Annotated in this window: 19 protein-coding genes; 9 read left to right on the top strand and 10 right to left on the bottom strand. The window is 68.5% G+C overall.

Annotation, left to right across the window (positions count from 1 at the left end; genetic code table 11):
* Together FPJ27_RS06870 and FPJ27_RS06875 are read left to right on the top strand one after the other, a co-directional pair.
* Nucleotides 1–645: an OmpA family protein gene (locus FPJ27_RS06870; RefSeq protein WP_204422427.1), complete on the top strand. Its 645-nt coding sequence runs from the start codon at nucleotides 1–3 to the stop codon at nucleotides 643–645.
* Nucleotides 642–1,259 (top strand): DUF2894 domain-containing protein, encoded by a 618-nt coding sequence (locus FPJ27_RS06875; RefSeq protein WP_072442119.1) that lies wholly within the window; start codon nucleotides 642–644, stop codon nucleotides 1,257–1,259. The genes FPJ27_RS06870 and FPJ27_RS06875 overlap by 4 nt, the downstream gene beginning before the upstream one ends.
* Nucleotides 1,260–1,292: 33 nt before the next feature.
* Here the strand turns inward: FPJ27_RS06875 and FPJ27_RS06880 are convergent, their stop codons facing one another.
* On the bottom strand, nucleotides 1,293–1,796 hold the full coding sequence (locus FPJ27_RS06880) for a DM13 domain-containing protein (protein ID WP_204423092.1): 504 nt from the start codon (nucleotides 1,794–1,796) through the stop codon (nucleotides 1,293–1,295).
* A gap of 250 nt (nucleotides 1,797–2,046) precedes the next feature.
* Here FPJ27_RS06880 and FPJ27_RS06885 point away from each other — a divergent pair, with 250 nt between their 5' ends.
* On the top strand, nucleotides 2,047–2,352 hold the full coding sequence (locus FPJ27_RS06885; RefSeq protein WP_072442117.1) for a DUF4148 domain-containing protein: 306 nt from the start codon (nucleotides 2,047–2,049) through the stop codon (nucleotides 2,350–2,352).
* A gap of 79 nt (nucleotides 2,353–2,431) precedes the next feature.
* On the opposite strand, the gene FPJ27_RS06890 is transcribed toward FPJ27_RS06885, so the two are convergent.
* Complete coding sequence (locus FPJ27_RS06890) at nucleotides 2,432–3,004, bottom strand: NADPH-dependent FMN reductase (RefSeq protein ID WP_204422428.1); 573 nt, start codon at nucleotides 3,002–3,004, stop codon at nucleotides 2,432–2,434.
* Nucleotides 3,005–3,108: 104 nt separating this feature from the next.
* Nucleotides 3,109–3,735: a histone acetyltransferase gene (locus FPJ27_RS06895; protein WP_204422429.1), complete on the bottom strand. Its 627-nt coding sequence runs from the start codon at nucleotides 3,733–3,735 to the stop codon at nucleotides 3,109–3,111.
* Between FPJ27_RS06895 and FPJ27_RS06900 the strand changes: the two genes are divergently transcribed.
* Both FPJ27_RS06900 and cml read left to right on the top strand, forming a co-directional pair.
* Nucleotides 3,734–3,982, top strand: coding sequence for a hypothetical protein (locus tag FPJ27_RS06900; RefSeq protein WP_204422430.1), 249 nt, complete (start codon nucleotides 3,734–3,736; stop codon nucleotides 3,980–3,982). The genes FPJ27_RS06895 and FPJ27_RS06900 overlap by 2 nt on opposite strands.
* A 410-nt stretch (nucleotides 3,983–4,392) precedes the next feature.
* A complete protein-coding gene (gene cml / locus FPJ27_RS06905; RefSeq protein ID WP_204422431.1) occupies nucleotides 4,393–5,586 on the top strand; it encodes a CmlA/FloR family chloramphenicol efflux MFS transporter in 1,194 nt (397 codons plus the stop codon).
* A gap of 65 nt (nucleotides 5,587–5,651) precedes the next feature.
* Here cml and FPJ27_RS06910 read toward each other — a convergent pair whose 3' ends face one another.
* Together FPJ27_RS06910 and FPJ27_RS06915 are read right to left on the bottom strand one after the other, a co-directional pair.
* Complete coding sequence (locus tag FPJ27_RS06910) at nucleotides 5,652–6,935, bottom strand: isoprenylcysteine carboxylmethyltransferase family protein (protein WP_204422432.1); 1,284 nt, start codon at nucleotides 6,933–6,935, stop codon at nucleotides 5,652–5,654.
* 120 nt (nucleotides 6,936–7,055) lie between these two features.
* Complete coding sequence (locus FPJ27_RS06915) at nucleotides 7,056–9,077, bottom strand: collagen-like triple helix repeat-containing protein (RefSeq protein WP_204422433.1); 2,022 nt, start codon at nucleotides 9,075–9,077, stop codon at nucleotides 7,056–7,058.
* A 376-nt stretch (nucleotides 9,078–9,453) separates the two neighbouring features.
* Between FPJ27_RS06915 and FPJ27_RS06920 the strand changes: the two genes are divergently transcribed.
* Entirely contained in the window at nucleotides 9,454–9,852 is a 399-nt protein-coding gene (locus tag FPJ27_RS06920) for a carboxymuconolactone decarboxylase family protein (protein WP_072442106.1), read from the top strand.
* 54 nt (nucleotides 9,853–9,906) lie between these two features.
* On the opposite strand, the gene FPJ27_RS06925 is transcribed toward FPJ27_RS06920, so the two are convergent.
* Genes FPJ27_RS06925 through FPJ27_RS06935 form a run of 3 tightly spaced genes read right to left on the bottom strand, consistent with a single transcriptional unit; the run spans nucleotide 9,907 to nucleotide 13,407 of the window.
* On the bottom strand, nucleotides 9,907–10,893 hold the full coding sequence (locus tag FPJ27_RS06925) for an alpha/beta fold hydrolase (protein WP_204422434.1): 987 nt from the start codon (nucleotides 10,891–10,893) through the stop codon (nucleotides 9,907–9,909).
* A 7-nt stretch (nucleotides 10,894–10,900) separates the two neighbouring features.
* Complete coding sequence (locus FPJ27_RS06930; RefSeq protein WP_204422435.1) at nucleotides 10,901–12,484, bottom strand: NAD(P)/FAD-dependent oxidoreductase; 1,584 nt, start codon at nucleotides 12,482–12,484, stop codon at nucleotides 10,901–10,903.
* Entirely contained in the window at nucleotides 12,481–13,407 is a 927-nt protein-coding gene (locus FPJ27_RS06935; protein WP_204422436.1) for an SDR family NAD(P)-dependent oxidoreductase, read from the bottom strand. The genes FPJ27_RS06930 and FPJ27_RS06935 overlap by 4 nt, the downstream gene beginning before the upstream one ends.
* Nucleotides 13,408–13,495: 88 nt before the next feature.
* Between FPJ27_RS06935 and FPJ27_RS06940 the strand changes: the two genes are divergently transcribed.
* Nucleotides 13,496–14,152, top strand: coding sequence for a TetR/AcrR family transcriptional regulator (locus FPJ27_RS06940; RefSeq protein WP_204422437.1), 657 nt, complete (start codon nucleotides 13,496–13,498; stop codon nucleotides 14,150–14,152).
* 313 nt (nucleotides 14,153–14,465) lie between these two features.
* On the opposite strand, the gene FPJ27_RS06945 is transcribed toward FPJ27_RS06940, so the two are convergent.
* Together FPJ27_RS06945 and FPJ27_RS06950 are read right to left on the bottom strand one after the other, a co-directional pair.
* Entirely contained in the window at nucleotides 14,466–14,729 is a 264-nt protein-coding gene (locus FPJ27_RS06945; RefSeq protein WP_072442095.1) for a fucose-binding lectin protein, read from the bottom strand.
* Between the two features lie 210 nt (nucleotides 14,730–14,939).
* Nucleotides 14,940–15,893 carry a LysR family transcriptional regulator gene (locus FPJ27_RS06950; RefSeq protein WP_204422438.1) on the bottom strand — a complete coding sequence of 318 codons (954 nt, stop codon included), beginning with the start codon at nucleotides 15,891–15,893 and terminating at the stop codon, nucleotides 14,940–14,942.
* 127 nt (nucleotides 15,894–16,020) lie between these two features.
* On the opposite strand from FPJ27_RS06950, the gene FPJ27_RS06955 reads away from it, so the two are divergent.
* Both FPJ27_RS06955 and FPJ27_RS06960 read left to right on the top strand, forming a co-directional pair.
* Nucleotides 16,021–16,695: a glutathione S-transferase gene (locus FPJ27_RS06955; RefSeq protein WP_072442091.1), complete on the top strand. Its 675-nt coding sequence runs from the start codon at nucleotides 16,021–16,023 to the stop codon at nucleotides 16,693–16,695.
* Nucleotides 16,696–16,730: 35 nt separating this feature from the next.
* The gene (locus FPJ27_RS06960) at nucleotides 16,731–18,803 is read left to right on the top strand and encodes a pyridoxamine 5'-phosphate oxidase family protein (protein WP_204422439.1); all 2,073 of its coding nucleotides are present in this window, start codon (nucleotides 16,731–16,733) and stop codon (nucleotides 18,801–18,803) included.
* The last annotated feature ends 71 nt before the right edge of the window (nucleotides 18,804–18,874 follow it).

Genomic DNA, 18,874 nt, shown 5'->3' on the forward strand with positions numbered 1-18,874 from the left:
ATGCACGACGAAATCGACGGCGGCGCGCCATCCGCGCCGGTATGGCCCGCGTTCGCCGACCTGATGTCGGTGTTGCTCGGTGCGTTCGTGCTGATCCTCGTCGGCGTGATCGGCATGCAGCTTCAGCTCACGTCGAAGCTCGAGGAAGCCGTGCGTGCGCGCCAGCTCGAAGCGCAGCAGCGCAAGTCGCTCGAACAGGCGCTCGCCGGGCCGCTCGCGGCCGGCCGCGTGACGCTCGTGAACGGGCGCATCGGCATCAGCGGCAACGTACTGTTCGCGCTGAATTCCGACCAGTTGCAGCCCGCGGGCCGCGACCTGCTGAAGACGCTGGCCGCGCCGCTGGCCGCATATCTGAAGACGCGCGACGAGATCCTGATGATCAGCGGCTTTGCCGACGACCAGCAGGTGCATGCCGGCAACCGCCAGTTCGCGGACAACTGGGAACTGTCGGCGAAGCGCGCGCTGACGGTCACGCGTGCGCTGATCGACGCCGGCGTGCCGGCGCCATCGGTGTTCGCGGCCGCGTTCGGCTCCGAACAGCCGGTCAGCTCGAATGCGGACGATGAAGGCCGCGCGAAGAACCGCCGCGTGGAGATTGCGCCAGTGCCGCGCAAGAGCGCATCGAACGGAGGGAAGGCGAAGTGACGGACGACTCGACGCCCGCCCGCGCGACGCTCGACGCATGGCGCGAGCAGGGCGCCGACCGGCTCGATCCCGTGCGCTTTCACCGGATCGACGCGCTCGAACGGCGCGCGGCCGTGCTCGACGGCGACGCACGCGACCTGCTCGACGCGCGGCTGGCAGCCTTGATCGACGGCTTCGCGGAGGTCGTCGCGCGGGCCGATGAAGCGAAGGCCGCGCGCGACAATGCGCAAGCCACGGCCGGTGCGCCCGTACGCGGCGCGATTGCGGAACTCGTCGAACGGCTCGCGCGCGATGCGCAGGCCGACCGGCGCGGGCTCGATCCCGATCTGGTCGACTACTTCCGCACGATGTGGTCGAAAGTCCGCACGGAGCAGCAGTACCGGCAATCGCTCGACCAGGTGCCGCGCAATGCGGGGCCGCTCAATTCGAATAGCCTCGTGCACCGGTCGCTGTCGACGATGCGCGAGCTGTCGCCGGAATATCTGCAGCAGTTCCTGTCGTACGTCGATGCGCTCGCGTGGCTCGAGGATCTCGCCGGCGGCGGCGCGCAGCCCGAGAAGGAAGCGCCGCGCGCGAAGGCGGTGAAGAAGGGCACGCGGAGCAAGAGCCGGTAGCGCGCGACCGCGCGTCGTTGCAGCCGGGGCCTGTTACATCGACACCTTGCCCGACGTCGCTGCGCTTTGATACCGGGCCGCGCTCATGAATTTCGAAAAGCGTTCGCACCAGATCACGACCGACGTGTATTGCACGGGATTCACGTCGGCGGGAAGCGGCATGACGAAATTGCCGAATGTCTTCAGGTCGCCCACGCGCGCGGCACGCGCCTTGATCGCGAGGAACGACGCCTTGGTGTCGACGAATTCCGGCACGAGATAAATCTTGTAGTCGGGCCCCGGTGCGACGTCGCCTTCGAAGGCGATCGACGAATCGGTGATCGTCAGCTTGCCGTCTGCCCAGTGCAGCGGATCGCTTCCCGGCAGAGCGCGTTCGAAGCGACCGGTATGTCGCGTGTTTTCGGCGGCCACTTGCAGTTCGACGGCGCTTGCGCCCTCCGATGCCGTCAGGATCGGAAGCACGTAGATGCCCGCGGCGAATGCAACGAGACCCGTCGCGAGATGCGACGCGATCAGTATCCAGATTCTGGTTTTCATGTCGGACCCTTTGAACGAGAACAGGCGGTGGCGCATGGCCACATGCGTGTAGTCGCGCGAGCCGGCGAAATCTGACAGCCGATCGGTTTTCGTCCGATCATGCCGTTTACATCGGCCGCGACGCCGGGCCGTGGTACGGCGCGGCATGGCGACACGACGTCGAATAAATTCCGTCGGCGGGTGTCATCTTTGCGCTCGCGGATCGACTCACTCTCTGTCGACAACGTCGTCGATGCCAAGGAGAGTTCTCATGAACAAGCTTGCTCTGTATGTTCTCGCGACGGTTGCCGCGACCGCTTCCGTTTCCGCCTGGGCCGCGCCGCAGTCCACCGTGACGCGCGCGGAGGTCACGGCCGAACTGGCCGCACTGCACGCGGCCGGCTACCGTCAGACCGGCGAAGACCCGCACTATCCGGCGAAACTGGCGGAAGCGCTGACGAAGATCGGCTCGACGGGTACGTCGGTTGCCGATACGAGCGGATACGGGACGATGTCGCCAACCGCGAGCGAATCGGGCTCGATTGCCGCCGACAGGCCAATCTATCGCGGACGATGATCCGCGTAGGACATTGCGCCTGTCGACGGGCGCAATGTCCGATTCGTCTGGACTGCGATGCGTTTGCGGATGCGCAACATCAGCCCGGCGGCGCGCCTTCGGCAATTGCCGCGCCGAGCGCGTGCAACGCATCGGCCAGCGCCGACGCGAACGGCGGATGCGCGGCGATACCCGCCGCATCGAGCTGGCTCCCGAGGATCGGCAGCGCGATCGATGCGCGCTCGACGATGCGTGCGGACATCACCGACAGCGTTTCCCGCAGCGCCGCGTCCGCGTGCGTCGCGCGCGGCGACGCATTCAGCACCGCGACCGGCTTGTAGACGAGCGCTTCGCATCCGACGACCCAGTCCAGCGCGTTCTTCATCACGCTGGTCACCCCGTGCGCGTATTCCGGGCTCGCGATCAGCACGCCGTCGGCCGCGTTCAGGCGATCGATCAGGTCGCGCACGGCGGCCGGCGACGGGTATTCGGTATCGGGATTGAACAGCGGGAATTCGCCGAGGCGATCGAAGCGCGCGATGCGCATGCCGCGCGGCGCGACGTGCGCGGCTGCATCGAGCAGCGCGGCGTTGTACGACTGCGACCGGAGGCTGCCGCACAGGGCGACGATGTCGATGCGGCGGTCGGCGTCGGTTCGGGGATCGGTGGTCATCGATGAGCGTTTCGGTTGGCGTGGTGCGCTGCCGCGTCGCGCGGACCGGACGGATTATCGCATCGGCGTTCGGGCGGCGTGGTGCGCGGTGCGTGCCGCCGACGCTACGCGGTCCGCGCCGATGCGTTGAACATGGTCTCGGAATCGCAGCGAGCCGCTTCGGCGTCGCTCATCCCGGCCGCCCGCGCGAATTCCATCATCGCCCACCCGTTGCCGAGCAACAGCCGCCGCGTATGCAGCGCGCCGTGCACGTCGTCAGGAACGGTGTCGCCGAGATAACGCAGCGCGCGGCCCTCGACATCGACGAAGCCATGCCGGTAATGCTGCGCGAGCGTCGTCCACAACTGCGCGGCGCCGACCGACTGGCGCGCGCCGCTGATCAGGCACAAGCCCGCGTCGAGCCCCCACCGATACAGCGTCGTCGCGAGGCCCTTGCGTTGCGCCGAGCCGCGCAGCCGCGTATGCGGTGCGCGCAGGTAGCGGTCGGCGCGGCGCGGGATTTCGGGAAGGCGGTTGAACACCGTGTAGCCGGCGAGCTGGCGCGCGGCCGGATCTTCGACATACAGGAAGTATTCGCCGTCCGCTTCGCGGTGGCGGACGATCAGGCCCGAGCGGCCGAGCGCGACGGCCGGGAGGCCGTGCAGGCGATGGCCCGGCTGGTGGAGGCGTGCGTGGAGCGTGTCGAGTTCATCGTCGATGTCGTGCTGGGAATGCTGTACGTCGATGCGCATGGCAAAGGTCGCCCGTCCCGGGCGGTTCGAGAAAGTGGTTCATCGCAACAAGGGCAAGGGAATGGGGGCGGCCCCCGGGCTCGGCGAAGCGGGCCGGGGCCGCGAATCAGCTGGGGATGTGCTGGAAACCGGCGGCGATCGCGGCGAGGCCCGCGATGCAGAGTGCGAACAGGATCAGGACTTTGTGGATCACGCCTCTTTCCTCATCAATGCGCGGTGCCGGCGGGCGGCATCGCGGAGACGGTGAGCGGCGGGCACGGCCCGCACGGCCGTCGTGCGGGACGACGGTCGGGTGTCTGCGCGATGGTTCGAGCGCGGACGGCCAGCACCATACGCGAGGTGCCGGGGGCGGGCAATCGGACTGGCGGAGAAAAGCGACGAAAAGCGGGGAATCGCGGCGTTTCGCGACAATTGGCCGCAATGGATGCGTGAGCCGATGCCGCGCGACTCGCCGCGGATGTCCGCGATCGTGTCGCGAAATCGCATACACTTCACGGCAAACGAACCCCACAAGGATCTGACCATGGGAGCGGGCCCGTCCACGGATCGCTGAGCCGCAGCAACCTTCTTCACCCGGTTGTTGCGGCGATCTCCTCTCGTCGATGACTCAGCAGGCAGATTGCCGCCGGATTTCCTTTTCCGAGCGGAGGCTTTGTCATGCCCGATCAATCTGCGCCTGCATGGGCCTACTCGTTGCCGTCGGCATTGCTGCTGATGGTTCCTTTCGATCTTCTCGCATCGTTGGCGATGGATGTGTATCTGCCGGTGATCCCGGAGATGCCGTCGGCGTTGCATACGTCGCACGCCATGGTCCAGTTGACGCTAAGCGCCTACATGGTCTTTCTCGGCTTGGGCCAGTTGGTGTTCGGTCCGTTGTCGGATCGTTTCGGAAGGCGGCCGGTGCTGTTGGGCGGCGCGCTGCTTTTCTCGGCAGCCTCCCTGGCGCTCGCGATGGCGAGCAACGGTGTCGTGTTCGTCGTGCTGCGCATGTTGCAGGCGCTGGGCGCTTCCGCCGCCCTCGTGGCGACCTTTGCGACGGTTCGCGATGTCTATGCCGACCGTCCGGAAGGCAGCACCATCTACAGTCAGTTCGGCGCGATTCTCGCGGTCGTGCCGGCGCTCGGGCCGATGCTCGGCGTTGGCATTGCGCGCGCCGGCGGATGGCGCGCGATCTTCGTGACCCTCGGTCTGGCGGGGTGCGTGGCCTTCGGCCGCGCGTGGTCGCGATGGCACGAAACGCGGCCACCGGCGGCGGACAGGCCCCGGCGGCCCGTTGCGTCGATCGTGCGCAACTTGTCCTTCCAGGTCCATGCGTTCGGCTTCGGAGTCGCGATGGGCGCGTTTTTCGTGTTCTTCTCGATCGCGCCGCGTGTGCTCATCGGTCATGCCGGTTTTTCCCGCACCGAATTCAGTGCGGCTTTTGCCACCGTCGCGATCGTGATGATCATTGCCGCGCGCTTTGCGCGATGGTTCGTGTCGAATTGGGGCATTCGGGGCTGCTTTGTCCGGGGTGCCGGCGTCATGATGACGGGCGCAATCGTGCTGGCTGCCTGCACCATCCTGATGGCGCCTTCGTTCATCGCGTTCGTGATGCCGATGTGGATCGTCGCGGTCGGCATCGTCCTGATGTCGTCGGTGACCGCGAACGGGGCGCTGCGGGATTTCGACGATGCCGCGGGAACGGCGGTCGCGCTGTATTACTGCATTCAGAGTCTGATCGTCGGCGGTGTCGGTACGCTTGCCACTTTGGTGCTGCCGGGCGATACGCCGTGGCCGCTTGCGGCATTCTGCTTCGGCATGCCGGCGGCGTGCCTCGCGGCAATCGCCGTATTGAAGCGCAGGCGCGGATGAGCCGGGGCGGCGTGTGCATCGTCGGCCGGACCGACGCACCGCCGCCCCGACCGCCGGTCGACGCGTCACGCCGGCTGCTGCGCCTCGAACGCCTGCCTGATCCGTGCAAGCAACCCGTGCTGCGCGATCCATTCGGCGTACGCACGATAGTCCGGATCGCGCATCAGGTGGCGTTCTTCCGTTTTAGCGCGCAGGTAATAGATCAGGTTGACCGCGACGAGCGCGGCGCAGTGCATGAGCCCGACCTGCCAGCCGAGCGGCTCGACGAACGGCACCGACACCATCCAGTACGACAGGTTCTTCGTGATGTACGCCGGATGCTTCGTGAAGCGGTACGGGCCCGACGTGATGATTCCGCGGTTGGTGAGGTTCGAGAAGCGCAGCCCGAACGAGATCGTCGACAGCGCGTAGGTCATCAGCAGCAGGATGATCATGGCGCCCCAGATCACGCGCAGCGTCGGCGCGGACAGCAGCCAGTTGTCCCAGAACAGCGAGCCTTCGTAGCGGATGTAGTGGCTCGAGATCAGCGACCAGAACGGTTGATAGCAGATCAGCGCGGCGCCCCAGCCGAGCGCCGTCGGCTCGACCGTGCGCACGTGACTGTCGAGGATGCGGAACGTGCACAGGTAGCCGACGGTGCCGAACATCAGGTCCATCGTGAACGACAGGTCGTACAGGAACGAGAACGTCGCGAGCGACATCGGCGCATTCATCGCGTGCGCGAGCGACGCGGTCAGATGATCGGCGTCTTTCGACAGGTAGACGGTCATCAGCGGCAGGAAGAACGTCTTCACGCCCCAGCCGGCGAGCATCTCGCGCACCGGCTGCCAGCTTGCGGGCCGCTCGCGGCGGAACAGGAAGCGGCCCCACAGCAGGTACGCGTCATCGGTTTCGCGCTGATGGCGGTCCATCCACATGAAATAGAACGGCGCGGCGACGATCACGTACGGGGCGAGCGCGCGCAGCAGCGACCAGAACGGCCGGTAGAAATCGCCGTGATATTCGGGCAGCAGCCAGTACAGCATCCCGATGCCCGCATAGATCGACGTGAGCGCGCCGAGCCGCGTCGCGACGCGCGCGAGGCCGAGCGGCCGCACGGCCTGGCGTGACAGGCCGGCGCTCGGACGCAGGTAGACGCGCGAGATGAGGATTTCGTGCAGCGCGATCGTGCCGATGATCGCGAGGCTCGCGATGATTGCGCGCGTCGCGGCGTCGAGGGCCGGCTGGTCGCGCGTGAACCACAGCGCGAGGAGCCCGGCCGCGATGCCGAGCAGGCCGGCACGGAAGGGCGTGGCGGAACGGGGCGGGCGGTCCTGGACCGCGGCGATGCCGTCGAGCGTGGAATTCATGATCGGATCCTCGTCGGGATGACGGCCGGCGCCCCCGCTTGGCGGGTGACGCCGGCCGTCGGCCGGGCTTTGTATTGATGCGTGCCCGGCCATTGGCCTGTGGTTCTGGTCGGTAAAGCGTTACTTCTTGGTGCCGCCACCCAGCAGACCGCCGAGCAGGTTCGTCACCGGCGACAGCAGGCTGGCTGCACCGCCCGCGGTACCGCCGTTCGAGCTGCCGGTCAGGGCCGCCACAGTGCCGCTGCCGGCCGGTGTGGTCGCCGCGCCGGCTGCGACGCCGGGGCTGGCCGTGCCGATGGCACCCACCGAGCCGGCCGGCGTCGTCAGCGCGCCCGTCAGCGTGCCGACCGGGCCGCTCGTCAGCAGGCCGCCGACGGCGCCCGTCACGTTGCCTCCCGGCGTCGTGACCGTGCCGGTGAGGCTTGCGCCGAGCGGCGTCAGCGAGTTGACGAGGTTGGTGACCGGCGCCAGCAGGCCGCCGACGCCCGAGCCGCCGGTACCGCTCGTGCCGCTCGAACCGAGGCCGCCGAGCGCGCCGGTCACGGTGCCGAGCAGGCCGGTGACCGGTGCAAGCGGGCCGCCGCCGGTGCCGCTCGTGCCGCCGGTACCACCCGTACCGCTGGAGCTGCTGCCGCCGCCGAGCCCGCCCGTCAGCGTACCGAGCAGACCGGTAATCGGGGCGAGCGGGTTGGTGCCGCTGCTGGAGCTGCCGCTGGACAGCAGGCCGCCTGCCGACGCCACCGTGTTGCCGAGCTGGGACACGCCGTTGCCGGCGCTCGTGCCGACCGGGTTGCCGGTCGCGCTGCCGATCTGCGAACCGGCGAGGCCGAGGCCGCTGCCGAGCGTGCTCAGCAGTCCGCTGAGCGGGGCGCCGAGCATGGTTGCGCCGCCGAGCATCTGCGTGGCGCCAGGCGTCGTGACGCCGCCGGTCAGTGTGTTCGTGATCGGGTTGATCACGCTGCCGAGCTGCGTCTCGAGTTGCTGGACCGGCGCGCTGTTCAGCGCGGTATTCAGCGCCGATGCGGTCGAGTTGACCGCATTGCCGACCGTATTGACGAGATTGCCGACCAGGGTCGTCGCCGGCGCGAGCGGCGACAGCGGACCGGTGCCGAGGCTCGTCACTGCGTTGCCGAGGTTGTTGACCGCGCCGCCGGCGCCGGTCAGCAGGCCGGTGGTCGACGTGAGCGTCGGGCCGAGCGGGTTCGGCGACACGCCGATCGAGCCGAGGCCGGCCGCGACGCCGTTGCCGAGCGACTGCACGCCGTTGCCGAGGCTCGTGACCGCGTTGCCGACGCTGGTGGCCGTCGTCGGGTTCGTGCCGGGGATCTGCACGCCGCCGATCTGCGCGCCACCGTTCGCGACCGTCGTGCCGAGTGCCGTCACGAGGTTGCCGGATTGCTGGAGGACATTGCCGAGCGGGGTGACGCTGGTGCCGGAAGTACCCGAGGTACCGGAAGTACCCGACGTGCCCGACGTGCCGGAGGTGCCCGAAGTACCCGAGGTACCGGAAGTGCCCGACGTGCCGGAAGTACCCGAGGTACCGGAAGTACCCGACGTGCCGGAGGTGCCCGACGTGCCCGACGTGCCGGAGGTGCCCGAAGTACCCGAGGTACCGGAAGTGCCCGAGGTACCGGAAGTGCCCGAGGTACCGGAAGTGCCCGAGGTACCGGAAGTGCCCGACGTGCCGGAAGTGCCCGAGGTGCCGGAAGTACCCGACGTGCCGGAAGTACCCGACGTGCCGGAAGTACCCGACGTGCCGGAGGTGCCCGAAGTGCCGGAAGTACCCGAGGTACCGGAGGTGCCCGAAGTGCCGGAAGTACCCGAGGTGCCGGAGGTGCCCGAGGTGCCAGAAGTGCCCGAGGTGCCGGAAGTACCGGAAGTACCGGAAGTACCGGAAGTACCGGAAGTACCGGAAGTACCCGAAGTACCCGAAGTACCCGAAGTACCCGAACTCCCGCCACCCGAAGTCCCCGACGAACCGCCGCCCGACGTACCGGACGTCCCCGATGTACCGCCGCCCCCCGACGTGCTCGGCTTGATCGACGGCGGGGTCGTCGGTCCATCGACCGAGCCGCAACCGGACAGCGCGAGCAGCGACGAGACGGCCATCGTTACCGTCGTCCTTTTGAAGATACTGTGCATGTAGGCCTCGACATTGGAAGTGTGTCCAAGCCTCCTCTGCAAATTCCGCGCCATGACGGATTTATCGAAACGGCGTCGCGCTTTGTTGCAGAAATCGGGAATATCAACGCGATTTAAACGGAGGAATGGCGGTTTCGCGCGACGGGCACGCACCGTGCATGGATGCGGCGGTGGCGATGTTCCCGTAAGCCGCCGTAACGCGCGGCCGGATGTTACGTAGCGTTCGACCGCCCGACACGCGAACAGCCGCGAACGGCGGCGAACCGAGGGCCGCATCTTTGACGAAACGCGCCGGCCCCGTGAACATGGCGCGAAATCTCCCGGCCGCCGGCGACGCCGCCGCGACCACGACCACGACTTCACCCAGGACACCGACATGAGCGAACAGGACAGGGAATACGGCAAGGCGCGGCGGATCGACGTGATGGGCGAGGCGTTCGTCGAGCGCGCGATGCGCGACCTCGACGGATTTTCGCGTCCGTTGCAGGACTGGCTGAACGAACACGCGTGGGGCAGCACGTGGCACCGGGGCGGGATCGACCTGAAGACGCGCAGCCTGTGCACCTGCGCGATGCTGGCGGCGCTCGGCCGCGGCACGGAACTGAAGGGTCACATTCGCGGCGCGCTCAATAACGGCGCGAGCCTCGTCGAGATCCGCGAGGTGCTGCTGCACAGCGCGCTGTACGCGGGCGCGCCGGCCGCGGTCGAGGCATTCCGCAACGCGCGCGAGGTGATCGCGGATCTCGGGCTGTCGGTGCCCGACGACGAAGCCTGATTCCGTCGCAGCACCGGCTGCGCGGCACTGAATCAGGCCCCGTGTCGTTCCCGTTCAGGACTCGATACGCGCAGCTCGTGCGACGGCGTCGGCTGGCGCGGCGGCGACTTCGAGCAGCCAGTCGGCCGTCGCATCCGGAATCGTGACCGGCAGCATGTGCCCGCCCTCGACGACCTTCAGCCGCACGCGCGCCGATTTCTTCGCGAGCGCGTCGCCGTGCTCGCGCCAGTTCAGGATCGGATCGGCGTGGCCGTACAGCACGTCGACCGGCAGCGTGAGCTCCGCATAGCGGCGCACCATCGCGGGCAGGTCGACGGGCGCCGACAGCAGGTCGGTCGCGGTCGCGTAGAACACATGCGGCCGCATCCCGAGCAGCCCGCCGCCCTTGGTGGGGAAGTCGCGCGGCACGTCTTCCGGCGCGAACACCTGGCGCACGGCGTTGCGGCCGGTCAGGATCGTCAGCGGGATTGCGAAGGTCCACGACACGAAGCGGCGCACCAGCGGCGACGGCAGCATCAGCGGCCGGAACGGCGCCGGCGGCTCGGATTGCTCGTGCGACAGCGGCGCGATCAGCGCGAGCCGGCTCACGCGGTCCGGATGGTTGAGGCCGACCGCGAGCGCGATCGCGCCGCCGAGCGAATGGCCGACCAGCACGGGCTTGTCGAGCCGCAGCGCGTCGATGAACGCGGCGACCGTGCGCGCCTGCGCGAACACGTTCGCCTGCGAGCCCGCGCCGCGGGTCGAGCGGCCGGCGCCGGGCCGGTCGATGAGGATCACGCGATGCCGCTGCGCAAGCCGCGCGAGCGGCAGGTACGCGAAGTTGCGCAGTTGCCCCGCGAGCCCGTGAACGAACACGATCGGCGGGCCGTTGCCGTATTCGACGTAGTGGATGCGGTCGCCGCCGATGTCGACGAAGCGGCCTTCGGGCGGGAATGCGCGCGTCACGCGGCTGGCGACGTAGCCGGAAAACAGCGCGAGCGCGGCGAGCACCGCGACGACGCCGAGCAGCACGTTCTGGATCAGATGGAGCGTAGGGGTCATGTCGGCCTCAGCGGGTTTCGAGTGCGGGTTCGGCAACCGGCGCTGTCGCAGCCGGGCCGGTTTTCGCGCGGCGTTCGAAATGCATCGCCGAATCGGCGAGCGCGCTGAACTTCAGCGATGCGAGATCGAGCACGTAGTTCTGGTGGAATTTCCACGGCTTGCGATGGCCCTGCTTCGGCAGGATGCCGGCCGCGCGCTGGATGTAGCCCGAGCTCAGGTTGACGGCCGGCACGTCGCCGAGATCGCCGGCGCCGAGCCGCGGCACGCACGTGTCGTAGCCGTTCGCGCGCATGTGGTTGAGCAGCCGCCACACGTAGCGCGCGATCAGCTCGGCCTTCAGCGTCCACGATGCATTCGTGTAGCCGAACGACGACGCGAGGTTCGGCACGTCGCTGTACATCATTCCCTTGTACGACACGGTCTCCGGCAGGTCGACCGTGCGGCCGTCGACCGTGACGCGCGCGCCGCCGAGCAGCTTCACCTTCAGCCCGGTCGCGGTGACGATCACGTCCGCGTCGAGCTGCTGGCCGCTCTTCAGCGTGAGGCCGGTCGGCGTGAAGCGCTCGATCTCGTCGGTGACGATCGACGCGCGGCCCGCGCGGATCGACTTGAACAGGTCGCCGTTCGGCACGAGGCACACGCGCTGGTCCCACGGCATGTAGCGCGGCGTCAGGTGCTTCGCGACGTCGAAGCCGGGGCCGAGCTGCTTGCTGGCCGCGCGGATGATGAACTTCTTCGTCTGGTCGGGCTTGCGGCGCGACACGTTGTACAGGTACATCGTCAGCAGCACGTTCTTCACGCGCACGAGCCGGTGCGCGAGCCGCGACGGCAGCACGCGGCGCAGCGCGTTTGCGATCCTGTCGCGCGCGGGCAGCGACACGATGTAGGTCGGCGAGCGCTGCAGCATCGTCACGTGCCGCGCGTCGGCCGCCATCGACGGCACGAGCGTGACGGCCGTCGCGCCGCTGCCGATCACGACGACGCGCCGGTTCGCGTAGGTCAGATCCTTCGGCCAGTGCTGCGGATGCACGAGTTTGCCCTCGAACGTGTCCATGCCGGGCCAGTCGGGCAGGTAGCCGGCGTCGTAGTCGTAATAGCCGCTGCACATGAACAGGAAGCGGCAGGTGTAGACGAGCGTGTCGGTCGCGCCGTCGCGCGTGCGCTCGATGCGCACCGTCCAGCGCGCGCGGTTCGAGTCCCAGTCGGCTGCGACGACCTTCTGGCCGTAGCGGATCGTCTTGTCGATCCCGTACGTGCGCGCGGTGTCGCGGATGTAGTCGAGGATCGTCTGGCCGTCGGAGATCGCCTTGTCGCTGTGCCACGGGCGGAAGCTGTAGCCGAGCGTGAACATGTCGGAATCCGAACGGACGCCCGGATAGCGGAACAGATCCCAGGTGCCGCCGATCGCGTCGCGCGCCTCGACGATCGCGACGCTCGCATGCGGGCAGCGCTGCTTCAGGTGATACGCGGCGCCGATGCCGGACAGGCCGGCGCCGACGATCAGCACGTCGAGGTCGTTGCCGTCGCCACAATCATGGCGGGCGCCGGAGGCGGGCGGCGCGTCGCGCCGGTCGGTCGTCGTCGAGGTCATGCGGGGTCCTTGGTCGGCGTGGTCGGGCGTGCGGCCGGGGCGTGGGCGCGTTCTCCCACGGGGGCTTCCTTCGGGCGAAGGTTGCGTGCACGGGCGCGGCGCACATGGCGCAGCATCAGCCGCTGGTAACCGGCGCCGAGCAGGCGCGCGATCCGGTCGAGGCGACGCGCGTCGGCGCCGACGAGCACGCGGCGTGCATTGCGCTCGACGCCCGCGAGGATCTGCCGCGCGGCATCGTCGGCCGTCGTCGCGCTGATCAGGCGGTTCGCCTGCCGGCGGTGGGTCGCTTCGTCCTGGCCCGTGAGCGCGTGGATGCTGGTATCGACGCGGCCCGCATCGACGATGTTCGTCGCGACGCCGCCTGGATGCACGCAGGTCGCGCTCACCGGCGCGCCGTCGAGTTCGAGTTCCATCCGCAGCGCCTCGGTGAAGCCGCGCACCGCGAACTTGGTTGCGTTGTACGCGCTTTGCGTCGGCATCGCGACGAGCCCGAACAGGCTCGACGTGTTGACGACGTGGCCGTCGCCTGACGCACGCAGGTGCGGCAGGAACGCCTGCGTGCCGTGCACGACGCCCCAGAAATTGATGCCGACGATCCATTCGAGATCGGCGATGCGCGCGGTTTCGGCGCTGGCGGCCAGCGATACGCCAGCGTTGTTGAAGATCAGGTTGACCTTGCCGTGTTCGGCGCGGACGAAATCGGCCCACGCGAACACCGCATCGCGGTCGGCGACGTCGAGCCGCCGCGTGCTCACGCGCACGCCGCGCTGCGCGCACGCGGCCGCCGTACCGGCGAGCCCGGTTTCGCCGACGTCGGCGAGCGCGACCTCGCAGCCGCGCCGCGCGAGCTCGACCGCGAGGCTGCGACCCATGCCCGAACCGGCGCCCGTGATCGCGGCGACCTTGCCGGAAAACCCGTTCATCCGTTGCTCCTCCCGCTCCGCTTGTACTGCGCCGGCGGCGCGTCTATTGTGGTGTTGGTCGTCACCACTTTAGTTTTAGGGTGTCCTGATGTCAAATAGCGGAATGGAGAAAGCACTCGAAACGAAAAAACGGGGCCGGTCGTACGGCGGCGTAGCGCCCGAGGTGCGTGCCGCCGAGCGGCGCGACGCGCTGATCCGCGCGGCGACGCGCGTGTTCGGCACGGTCGGGTTCCGCAAGGCGACCGTGCGGTCGATCTGCCGGGAAGCGAAGCTGAACGATCGCTATTTCTATGCGGCGTTCGACAGCACCGAGGATTTGCTGCGCTGCACCTACCTGCATCACGCGGAGCAGCTGCATGACGCGGTCGCGCAGGCGGTCGCCGCGCGCGGCGGCGATCTGCGCGAGAGCGTCGACGCGGGGCTCGCCGCGTTCTTCGCATTCCTGCGCGACCCGTGCGCGGCGCGCGTGCTGCTGCTCGAGGTGATGGGCGTGAGCGCGGATACCGACATGACGTACCAGCGCATGCTGATCGACTTCGGCAAGCTGATCATGGCGATCGGCGCGCCGCGCGAGGCCGCGACGCCCGCGGAGCGCACCGAGCAGCGGCTGATCGGGCTCGCGCTCGTCGGCGCGATGACGAACGTCGGCGCGGCGTGGCTGCTCACCGACTATCGCGATCCGGAAGCGCAGATGGTCGCGAGCTGCAGGAAGGTGTTGCTGGGGACATTGCGGGAGATTGGATAACCGGATGGCATCGCATCGTTCGTGTTACCCCGGAAAATTGCAGTCTGAAAATGAAAAGAACGCAGCAATCACACGGCGCGCCGGACGTCGTGCCGATTTTTGCGTTTTAGTCGCCTTTTTAATAATTAAAAGGCGATCGGTTTTCGGGGGTTAATGATTGTCAAAAAGTCGTCATTGTTTTTGATTCCGGTTCGATGTGGCGATGAATGGATGAAAACAATGTGGAGCGAATTAAAAAGCGGCGCAATGCAAAGAGTCAGCTCGCATTGCGCCGATCGTGGCGCGAAATCCTTCGCGCCCCAGGCACGATCGATCAGGAACCCGTGTATCCGCCCCGGGTCCAGCCGTCACCATCCCAGCAATACTCGGTCGTCGTGCCGCCGCTCGTCGCGTACACGCGGATGTGAACGGCGCTCCCGACCAGCCAGCAGGTGGCGGACACGTTGTCGCCGGCCTGGTTGAACGCGCCCGTGTACCACTTCTGCCCGTCGTAGCAGCGTTCGGTGATCTTGTTGCCGTTGGCCGTGTAGACACGAATCGACGGCGTGGTTCCCCATGAAATCGCAGCGGTTTGCATTTCCAGACTCCTTGTTTGATTGAATAAAACGGGGAATTGAAAACGTTTCGGTAAACGCGAATTGGCGTATTACCGGGAATAAGGTTAGTAGAAAATTTGGAAAGCAATGCGCTATTTTTTGGGGGGGATAAAAGGGCGTATTTATTCGGGGCGGGAAAGCCGCGGGGAAAGCGGATTGGAGGCGGGGCAAAAACGCGTGGCGATCCGGATTCAGCCTGCGGCTCGTTTCGATCGTGTCGAGCGTACCGGCGCCGCCGGCGGCGTTTCGCCGATCCTTTGCTTCATCGCATCGATGAACGCCCGCACCTTCGGCGAAGGCAGCCGCGTCGACGGATACACCGCATGAATCCCGGCCGGCGCCGAGCACCACGCGGGCAGCAGCCGCACGAGCCGGCCGGCCGCGATGTCGTCGGCGGTCGAGAAATCCGTCAGCAGTCCGAAGCCGCCACCCGCGAGCACGATCGCGCGGCATGCCGTTGCGGTGTTCGACACGACCGGCGCGACGCAGCGCACCGACACGCTGCCGCCGCGCGCGTTGTCGAGTTCGAACGTGTGCGGGCGCGGCAGCGTCGACAGCATCACGAACGGCAGCGCGGCAAGCGCATCCGCATCGCGCGGCAGCCCGTAGCGCGCGACGAACGCGGGGCTCGCGACCAGCCATTTCTCGTACGTGCCGAGCTGCACCGCGCGATAGTTCGAATCGGCGAGGCGGCCGATGCGGATCGCGACGTCGAGGTTGTCCGCGATGAGATCGACGACGCGGTCGTTCGCGACCAGCTCGACGCCGAGCCCCGGATGCGCGTCGCGCAACGCGACGACGGCCGGCGCGACGACCTGCGCGCCGTAGTCGATCGGCACGCTCACGCGCAGCGTGCCGCGCAGCGGCCCCGCGTCGGACGACACCGCGTCGAGCGCGGCTTCGGTGGCGCGCACGATGGCGCGGCACGCGTCGTAGAACGTACGCCCAGCGTCGGTCACGCTCAGCCGCCGCGTCGTGCGCACCAGCAGGTTCGCGCCGACCTCGGATTCCAGGCGCTGCATGTGCGTGCTGACGACCGTCTTCGCGAGGCCGAGCCGCTCGGCCGCGGCCGTCAGCGAGCCGGCATCGACCACCGCGACGAAGATCGCCAGTCGGTTCAGGTTCACGTCGCGCAGATCGGCCATCGTCGATTGTCCTATGAAAGCGGATAATGTTTCAGTGATTATCCATCTTCTGGCCGCGAACCGCGAGCGCTACTCTGGGGCCGTTCGTCGCCGATTCCCGGCGACGCGAGATTCCGGAGTGTTTTCCATGTCCGTCGCCAGCAAGCCTGCCTCCGCAGCGCCCGTCGCCGGTAAGCCCGTCGCCCCGATTCGCGTCTATTCGTTCCCGCTGTCCGGGCACGCGCATCGCGTCCGGTTGTTCCTGTCGCTGCTCGGCCTGCCGTCCGAGACCATCGACGTCGACCTCGCGGCCGGCGCGCAACGCGAACCGGCGTTCCTCGCGCTCAATCCGCTCGGGCAGGTGCCGGTGATCGACGACGGCGGCACCGTGCTCGCCGATTCGAACGCGATCCTCGTGTATCTCGCGAAGCGCTACGGCGACGCGCACTGGCTGCCCGACGATCCGGCCGGCGCGGCGGTCGTGCAGCGCTGGCTGTCGTATGCGGCCGGGCCGATCGCGTCGGGGCCTGCCGCGGCACGGCTCGTGACCGTGTTCGGCGCGCCGCTCGACCAGGAAGCGGCCAAGCGCACGGCCGCGAAGCTGCTCGACGTGATCGACCGCGAACTGGCCGGCAAGCCGTTCGCCGCCGGCGCCGAGCCGACGATCGCGGACATCGCCGCCTACACGTACATCGCGCACGCGCCGGAAGGCGGCGTATCGCTCGAACCGTATCCGCACGTGCGCGCATGGCTGGCGCGCGTCGAGGCGCTGCCGGGTTTCGTCGGCATGCCGACGACGCGCGCGGGCCTGCTCGCCGCATAACGCCAACCGAAGCCGCGCCTGTTCAGGAGAACGCGATGAATGCTCCGACCGCCGCCGTACCGGGCTGGGAACTCGACGCCGCGCCGTTTCACGCGGGCGAACTCGCGGTGCAGCAGCGCGCGGGCGTAACGGAAGCCGCGGGTGCGGCCGGCCGGCGCGGAATCCGGCGCTTCATGCCGGACCAGCACCGGACGTTTTTCGCGCAGCTGCCGTTCTTCGTGCTCGGCGGCGTCGATGCGCACGGCCAGCCGTGGGCGACGCTGCGGGCCGGCGCGCCGGGGTTCGTCACGTCGCCGGATGCGCGCACGCTGCGCATCGCGGCGCCCGCGCTGCCTGGCGATCCGCTGGGCGGCGTGTGGCAGCCGGGCGCGCCGCTCGGCGGGCTCGGGATTGAATTCGATACGCGGCGGCGCAATCGCGTCAACGGCGTCGTGCGCGCCGTCGACGGCGATGCGCTGACGATCGCCGTCGAGCAGAGCTTCGGCAACTGCGCGAAGTACATCCAGGGTCGCACGCCGACGTTCGTCGCGCGCGACGGCGATGCACAGGTCAAGCCCGACGTGTCGGACCGGCTGAGCGATGCGGATCGCGCGCTGCTCGCGCAGGCCGATACGTTCTTCGTCGCGAGCGCGAACACGTCGGCGGACGCGGGCGCCGCGCGCGGCGCGGACGTGTCGCATCGCGGCGGGATGCCGGGCTTCGTGCGCGTCGACGATGCGCACACGCTGACGACGCCGGATTTCAGCGGCAACCGTTTCTTCAACACGCTCGGCAACCTGCAGCACGATCCGCGCGCGGGGCTGCTGTTCGTCGATTTCGACAGCGGCGACCTGCTGTACGTCGCCGCGCGCGCCGAGATCGTGTGGGACGGGCCGCTCGTCGCGTCGTTCGACGGCGCGCAGCGTGTCGTGCGGTTCCATGTGCGGGAGGTGCGGCGCATGCGCGCGGTGCTGCCGTTCCGGTGGTCGGCGGTCGAGCGCGCGCCGCAGTTCGCTGCGATGGCGGCGGCCGCGGGTGGAGCGGTGACGGCGGCGGTCGCGCCGGTGGCGTTCGCATCGGCACACCAATTAGCACCCGCATGGCGATCGCTGCGCATCGCGAAGATCGTCGACGAAGCGCGCGCGATCCGCTCGTTCCATTTCGAACCGGTGGACGGTGGCACGTTGCCCGCATATGACGCCGGGCAGCATCTGACGCTGCGTGTTGCGTTGCCGGGCAGCGATGCACCGTTGATTCGTAGCTACACGCTTTCCGAGGCACCGGGCGGCGCGCATTACCGGATCACGGTGAAGCGCGAAGGGCGTGTGTCGGCATGGCTGCACGATCACGCGCGGGCGGGCATGACGCTCGACGCGCAGATGCCGCGCGGCCGCTTCACGTTCGATCTCGCGAGCCCGCGCCCGGCCGTGCTCGTATCGGCCGGCATCGGCATCACGCCGATGATCGCGATACTGCGCCGCGCGCTGGCCGACGCCGCGCCGTCGCGCCGCGTGGTGTTCGTGCACGGCGCGCGCGAAGCGGCCGACCGGCCGTTCGCGGCGGAACTGGCGCGCATCGCGGCCGCCGATACGCGGCTGTCGCTGCACTGGTTCGACAGCCGTCCGCACGGCGACATGGCAGCGCGGGCCGGCCGCATCGACATCGCGCAACTGAAGCGGATCCTGTCGTTCGACGACTACGACTTCTACCTGTGCGGCCCGTCGGCGTTCATGCGCGATCTGTACGACGGGTTGCGCGCGCTGAACGTGCCGGACGAACGCATCCGCTTCGAGGCGTTCGGGCCGTCGAGCGTGGCGCGCAGCGTGACCCGAGCGGCAGGCACGGCAGGCTCGCCGGCGGCGAGCGTGCCGGTCGTGTTCCGGCGCACCGGGCGCGAAGCCGCATGGACGCCCGCCGACGGCACGCTGCTCGAATTCGCGGAAGGGCAGCGCGTCGCCGTGCCGTCAGAATGCCGCTCCGGTTCGTGCGGCACGTGCGCGACGCGCGTGCTGTCCGGCGCGGTCGACTACGAGCAAACGCCCGACGCGGCGGTCGAACCCGGCTGCGCGCTGCTGTGCGTCGCGCGGCCCGCGCAACGCGCCACGGAACCGCTCGTGCTCGACCGCTGATGCGCCTGCGACATGCGGCCGCAGACGGCCTGCTGCGCGAAAAGCGCGCGCAACTGCTTCTTTTTTCGGAT

This window comes from Burkholderia sp. MS455 (assembly GCF_016899445.1).
Classification (GTDB): domain Bacteria; phylum Pseudomonadota; class Gammaproteobacteria; order Burkholderiales; family Burkholderiaceae; genus Burkholderia; species Burkholderia pyrrocinia_C.